Raw genomic sequence first — 6,583 nt, 5'->3', positions numbered from 1 at the left:
GGCATGGATGCCGGAATCGAGCCTACAGGGACGTATTAACGGCGTGTTGGTGTGGGTAAGACGGTTCTTTGCAGACAACTAAACGCTAGCTTTTATCCTGCTTTTCCAAAAAGTCTTTAAACTCTATGGTGTACAGCTTTAACAGCACCAATGTCAGGGCAAAAATGATTGGCCCGTATATTACGCCAATTAAACCAAACAATTGAATACCGCCAATCAGTGACAGGAAGATCAGCAAGGTGTTCATACCTGAACTGCCATGCATCAGTATTGGCCTGAGCACATTATCAATAGAGCCCACCACTACCACCCCCCACACCGCCAAAAACAGCGCCCAGGGCCAGTCGCCGGTAAGCAACAAATACAAACTGGCCGGCACCCAAATTAACGCCGTGCCAACTGCCGGGATAAAAGAGGCGAAGGCCATCATGGTACCCCAGAAAAAGCCGGGTAAACCCACTATGGCCATGGCTATACCACCGGCAAAGCCCTGCGCAATAGCGGTTAAAAACGAGCCCATCACCGCTGAGCGGGCAACCATTTTAGCTTCGTTAAGCAAAGCCTCTTCCTGCGAGCGCGACAGCGGTAACACCCAATGCAGTGTATTGACCACCTTGTCATGATCACGCAGCAGGAAAAATAAAATAAACAACATCAACACAAAGCTGAATACCAACCCGGTTACATCACCTACCACTTTGGTGCTCAGGTTCAGTAATTCCTTGCCAAAGCCGGAGGCAAAATCGGTCAGGTACTGCACTATGCTCTCACCGGTGATTTGCTCAGCAGGCAATACGCGGTTAATTTTATCCAGGGCACTTTGCAGCAAGGGTTGCTGTAACAATTGTGCTGCCCCGCCCTCACTTAACCAGGTATAACTTTGTTTGGTAAAAGACACGCCTTGTTGCACTATGGCCATAAATACCAGCGTGGCCGGCACCAGAATAACCACTACCAATAACGAGCAGGAAATACTGGCAACCAAATTTGGCCGGCCGGGAATTTTCCGCTCAATATATTGGTGCACCGGAAAGCACAGCAATGACAGTACAAATGCCAGCACTATGGCACCAACATAAGGCGCCACCAGCAAATAACTGGCATATAACGCCAGCAACAGCGCAATAATCAAGATCCAATGGCGCATCTCAACATTAAACTTTGACATAGAAAATTCCTTTTTCGCCCGCAATTAAGGTGCAACCTGCTGCAAAATTAAACCGCAAATATAAGCGCCGTAGGTACCCAAACCATAGCCCAGCACCGCCAGTAACACCCCCACCGGCGCCAGCGACGGATGAAACGCGGCCGCCACTACCGGTGCTGATGCAGCGCCACCTACGTTTGCCTGACTGCCTACCGCCATGTAAAACATCGGCGCTTTAATCAGCTTAGCTACCAATAATAGCAAGCCGGCATGCACCAGCATCCAGACAATACCGACTAAAAACATCAGCGGATAATCCAGAATAGCGGTGATATCCATATGCATACCGATGGTGGCTACCAAAATATATAAAAATGCCGAGCCGACTTTAGAAGCACCAACCGCTTCTAATTTGCGCACCTTAGTGGTCGACATAAACAAACCGATGGTTGTGGCAATAACCACTAACCAAAAGAAGGTGCTGGTTAAGCTATACATCGCCAGTTGTGGTGCAGCCTGCTCAATCCACGGCGCAATCACATCGGCCAGCGCATGCGACAAACCGGTAACGCCAAAGGCAACAGCGATAATTAACATCAGATCGTTCAGCTTGGGAATACGCGCATTCTCGGCTTCATATTGCTCTATTTTGCGGCGTAAATTGACAATACCACTGGTATCAGCGCCGTTCTTACGGTCGAAATACTCAGCGCGACTGGCGATAAAAAGTAATACCGCCATCCAAACGTTGGCCACCAGCACATCCACAGTAATCATCACCGAGAAAATACTGCCATCGACATTGAATACTTCTTTCATCGCCGCCTGATTAGCGCCGCCGCCAATCCAGCTGCCGGCAATGGTCGTCATACCGCGCCAGACATCGCCACCTAACTGCTCCGGAAAGAAATAGCCCATGCTGACAAGCGCTATGGGTCCGCCAATAACAATACCGGCGGTACCGGTTAAAAACATAATCAACGCTTTGGGGCCCAAGCCCAGAATGGCTTTAAAATCTACACTCAGGGTTAACAACACTAAACTGGCCGGCAATAAATAGCGTGACGCCATTTTATACAAGGCGGAACCTTCACCATCGATAATACCAAAGGTGTTGAATAAAGACGGGATGAAATAACACAGCAATAACGCCGGTACGTAGGTGTAAAACTTCTTAAAAAACGGCTTGTCACTGTGGCTGGTGTAGAATACCGCGCCCAAAATAACCGCCATTAAACCAAGTACCACCGCGTCGTTGGTGATAAGCACACTGGACTCTTGCATAGAGGGACCCTGAACTAAGATTATTATTATTCAAATAAGCAGGCGTCAAAATAGCACAGGGCCACTTCAGAGCAAAGCGGAGCGGGACAGGCGGCATAGCTGCTGCGCTGTTCCACAACAGTTCAGCGGTTTTTCTCCCCCAAAGCAGGTTGTTCAAAGGTTACACCGTCCCAGCCGTTACGGATAAAATTACGGATATTCTGATGATCGCTACCTCTGGGGTTATCCAGCACCGCGCGATAATAATCACCGAATAAATGCAGGGTTTGCGGTGCCGAAAGCTGATGCAACAAGCCAAAGGCCAGAATTTTACACGAGCCGGTGTTTTCACCCGCGTTGTTATATAAATCGCCGTTTTTAAAAGCCACCGGGGTAAATTGATATAAGCTGTCAATCATGCTGATGCTTTGTTCAAAGCTGATGGTATGCGGCTCGGTACTGAGCTGAATAAAAAAATGTTCTAACATATGAACTCCTGTTCTGCAGTCGCCTCGCTGGCATTATGTTAAGTGTTGATACTAGGCGTTGCCGCCGCGCTTAGCAAGACACCCGCCGCCAGCTGAGGATAAATTTACTATCGGGTACCGGATCCGGCCGGTTTTTAGCGCTGTGATTGATATACTGGCGCTATATCTTGTTAATAACGAAACCGCCATGCTTACCGATATTGTCTGCCAACAAGCCCGACTGGCAAGGGATGCGCGCTTTGACGGCCTGTTTTTTACCGCCGTTAAAAGCACCGGTATATACTGCCGGCCGGTTTGCCCTGCCAGGGCGCCGGCAGAGCATCAGGTCAGTTACTATTTCAGCGCTGCCGCCGCTGTTGCCGCAGGGTACCGCCCTTGCCTGCGTTGCCGGCCGGACAGTGCACCGGGCTCGGCCGCCTGGCAAGGCAGCCAAACCACTTTGCAAAGGGCATTACGGCTGATTGATGAAGGCGGATTACAACAACATAGCCAGGCCGCGCTGGCTGAACGGCTTGGGATCAGCGAGCGTTACTTGCGCAAACTGTTTCAGCAGCAACTTGGGTTAGCACCAAAACAGTACGCATTAACTCAACAAGTATTGTTTGCCAAAAAGCTGCTGCACGAAACCGCCCTACCGGTTAGCAGCATTGCATTTCAGGCCGGCTTTAATAGTGTGCGCCGCTTTAACGATGCATTTAAACAACAACTGCAACTTAACCCTACCGCTATACGGCGGCGCAGCAATACCGCTGTTGATGCACTGGAACTGGAGCTTAGCTACCGCCCGCCGCTGGCGTGGCAAAAAATGCTGCAATTCTGGCAGGCGCGCACCCTTGATGGTATTGACTGGACGGGCCCGCAGCACTATGGCCGCACCTTTAATTACCGCGGCCAACCCGGTTGGTTTGATGTGGCCCCTTTAACCAAAACCAGTTTAAAACTGCGCTTACATTGGCAAGGTAAACAAGGCTTGTTTAACCTGGTGCAGCATATACGGCGCCTGCTGGATTTAGACGCCAATATGCTGCTGATTGAACAACAACTGGCCGCCAGTCCGCTGTTTGCCGGCGGTATTATCAGTGGCCTGCGTATTCCGGGACTCTGGGACAGTTGGGAAGCCGGCGTGCGGGCCGTTTTAGGCCAGCAAGTCAATGTCGCCGGCGCCAGAACCCAGTTAAACCGCCTGGTGCAGGCGCTGGGCGAACCACTGGATGCAGATAAAAAGTTGTTTCCCACGCCACAGGCAGTGCTGGACAGTGACTTACTTATGATCAAGGTGCCAAATGCCAGACGCGATACGTTAAAAGCGCTGGCACAGTTTGTTATTGCGCAGCCACAGGCAGAGCCGCAGCAATGGCTGGCACTGAAAGGCATTGGCCCCTGGACGGTGAACTATGCCAAACTGCGCGGTATGTCTGACAGCGATATCTGGTTAGCCGGCGATCTCGGCGTACAAAAAGCTTTGTTAAAAGCCGGCGGCGTCGCCGATACCGCGGCACTGTCGCCGTGGCGCAGTTACGCTACCTTCCAGCTGTGGTTTAGTTTAGGAGATTAATATGTTCAGCCAGTTTATCGACAGCCCGTTGGGGCCGGTGCAAATCAGCGCCACCGACCACGGCATCAGCGCCATCAGCTTTGTAACAACGCCCCGGCTGGCAGTGCCGTCGGCACTGACCGAACGCGCAGCAACACAGCTACTGGCCTATTTCGCCGGCACATTAACGCAGTTCGACCTGCCATTGGCGGCACAAGGCACTACTTTTCAGCACCAGGTATGGCGTGAGCTTTGCAACGTACCTTTTGGTACCACCTGCAGCTATGGCGACATTGCCCGCGCTATCAGCAACATTAAAGCTGTTCGTGCCGTGGGCGCAGCAAATGGCCGTAACCCTGTAGCAATAGTAGTGCCCTGTCACCGCGTCATCGGCGCCAACGGTACCTTAACCGGTTACGCCGGCGGGCTGGATAAAAAAGCCTGGTTGCTGAAACACGAACAGCGCCCTCAGGCGCTGCTGTGTTGAACCGGCGAAAGCCATCAGAACTGGTAAGACACCCCAAAGCGAAACTCGTTTTTAGTGTCGCCACTGTTCAGCGCGATATTGCTGCGGATAGCCCAATCCGGGCTCAGGTAAAATGCAATGCCACCGGCTAAACTGCCGTGGTCATCACCAATAGAGTGATACGTCGCTTCAGAGTACAATTCTACCTGTGGCGTTAACGGGTGGCGTAAACCTACACCGCCATAACCGCCGCTGTCGTCAGCATCGCCCGAGGCGTTTTCAATACCGGCTAAAATATAGGTTTGTGTAGTCGGTGAAAAATCTAACCGGAAACCGGTCAGGTAATTTACCCCGGCCTGCACAAAGTTAACGTCAAAAGGACCGTTAGATAAACGGGAGAAAGTGGCGTCTACAACCCAGTTGCCGTCCAGACGGTAAGAACCTTCGATGTAAGGGCCGTCACCACCGGCATCGGTATAACCGGCACCGACATAATCCCAGTTGATATTGGCCTGAGCACCACTTGCAAATGCTGCCGCGACTACTGCGGCTAAAACCAGTGATTTTTTCATTATTATGTCTCCGTTGCGTCTTTTCGGTAGTTGTTATTTCAACTGACTATGCTTAAACACGGCCAGCTTAACGTCTGCGTCTTAACGCTAACTGAACTGCTAACAGCAGAAAGCTTTCTATTTTATCGCATGCTTGCTTGCGAATAATGCCATGTTCTTTTCATTTAAAACGGAGTTTAATAGCTAAAACACGAATTGGAGCAGCTGATGACAGCACGCACTTTACAACGACTTATCCCGGCAGTACAAACCTCAGATGGCGCCGGCGTCAGCATAAAACGCAGCCTTGGCCAGAACCCCCACACGCGCTTAGACCCTTTTTTAATGCTGGACTTTTTCGGTTCGGATAAAGCCGGTGACTATATTAAAGGCTTTCCGCCGCACCCGCACCGCGGTTTTGAAACGGTAACCTACATGCTGGAAGGTCATATGCTGCATGAAGATCACCTGGGTAACCAAGGGCACCTGAAAAGCGGCGGCGTGCAGTGGATGACCGCCGGGCGCGGCATTATCCATTCCGAAATGCCGCAACAGGAACAAGGCCTGATGCAGGGCTTTCAGCTATGGCTGAATTTACCCGCAGCAGAGAAAATGCAACCGGCTGCTTATGTTGATATCCGCCCTGAGCAAATTCCGCAGGTTACCCTACCGGACGAAAACAGTGCCAAAGTTATTGCCGGCCTGTTGCAAACCGGCAACCTTGAACAAGGCGGCCCTATTCAGGGTTTAACCACAGATCCACAATACTACGACTTGCATCTGCGTGCCGGCAGCCGGATAACGCTGCAGTTACCGGTAACACACAACGCCTTTGTTTATCCCTACAGCAATGATATCAGCGTGCAGGATGATAAGGAGCTGCGCAAAGTAGCACAGCACAGTGCCGGTGTACTGACACAAGGCAACACTCTGACATTGGTGGCTGATCAGGATAGCAAAGTACTGCTGCTGGCTGCCGCCCCCATCGGTGAGCCGGTAGTGCAATACGGTCCTTTTGTAATGAACAGCACCGCAGAGATAGAGCAAGCTATCAGTGATTACCAACAGGGTAAACTCACTGCTGATGGCGCTGCCGGCAGCATTCATCTGGCACCTTGATACCATAGTAATGAA

7 protein-coding genes are annotated in these 6,583 nt (G+C 51.2%); 3 read left to right on the top strand and 4 right to left on the bottom strand.

Annotation, left to right across the window (positions count from 1 at the left end):
- Positions 1-85: 85 nt before the first annotated feature.
- The 3 genes from HRH59_RS18425 to HRH59_RS18415 form a co-directional block, all read right to left on the bottom strand.
- Positions 86-1,168 (bottom strand): AI-2E family transporter, encoded by a 1,083-nt coding sequence (locus tag HRH59_RS18425; protein ID WP_173502743.1) that lies wholly within the window; start codon positions 1,166-1,168, stop codon positions 86-88.
- 24 nt (positions 1,169-1,192) lie between these two features.
- The gene (locus HRH59_RS18420) at positions 1,193-2,431 is read right to left on the bottom strand and encodes a DUF819 family protein (RefSeq protein WP_173502742.1); all 1,239 of its coding nucleotides are present in this window, start codon (positions 2,429-2,431) and stop codon (positions 1,193-1,195) included.
- A gap of 122 nt (positions 2,432-2,553) precedes the next feature.
- A complete protein-coding gene (locus HRH59_RS18415; RefSeq protein WP_173502741.1) occupies positions 2,554-2,898 on the bottom strand; it encodes a HopJ type III effector protein in 345 nt (114 codons plus the stop codon).
- Between the two features lie 142 nt (positions 2,899-3,040).
- Here HRH59_RS18415 and HRH59_RS18410 point away from each other — a divergent pair, with 142 nt between their 5' ends.
- Both HRH59_RS18410 and HRH59_RS18405 read left to right on the top strand, forming a co-directional pair.
- Positions 3,041-4,453 carry a DNA-3-methyladenine glycosylase 2 family protein gene (locus HRH59_RS18410; RefSeq protein ID WP_218573558.1) on the top strand — a complete coding sequence of 471 codons (1,413 nt, stop codon included), beginning with the start codon at positions 3,041-3,043 and terminating at the stop codon, positions 4,451-4,453.
- 1 nt (position 4,454) lies between these two features.
- Positions 4,455-4,919 (top strand): methylated-DNA--[protein]-cysteine S-methyltransferase, encoded by a 465-nt coding sequence (locus tag HRH59_RS18405; RefSeq protein ID WP_173502740.1) that lies wholly within the window; start codon positions 4,455-4,457, stop codon positions 4,917-4,919.
- A gap of 14 nt (positions 4,920-4,933) precedes the next feature.
- On the opposite strand, the gene HRH59_RS18400 is transcribed toward HRH59_RS18405, so the two are convergent.
- Complete coding sequence (locus HRH59_RS18400) at positions 4,934-5,470, bottom strand: outer membrane beta-barrel protein (RefSeq protein ID WP_173502739.1); 537 nt, start codon at positions 5,468-5,470, stop codon at positions 4,934-4,936.
- A gap of 207 nt (positions 5,471-5,677) precedes the next feature.
- Here HRH59_RS18400 and HRH59_RS18395 point away from each other — a divergent pair, with 207 nt between their 5' ends.
- The gene (locus HRH59_RS18395) at positions 5,678-6,568 is read left to right on the top strand and encodes a pirin family protein (RefSeq protein ID WP_173502738.1); all 891 of its coding nucleotides are present in this window, start codon (positions 5,678-5,680) and stop codon (positions 6,566-6,568) included.
- The last annotated feature ends 15 nt before the right edge of the window (positions 6,569-6,583 follow it).

This window comes from Rheinheimera lutimaris, assembly GCF_013283795.1.
Lineage (GTDB): Bacteria > Pseudomonadota > Gammaproteobacteria > Enterobacterales > Alteromonadaceae > Alishewanella > Alishewanella lutimaris.
The sequence above is the reverse complement of the archived record's forward strand: the minus strand, read 5'-3'. Positions and strand labels throughout refer to the sequence as shown.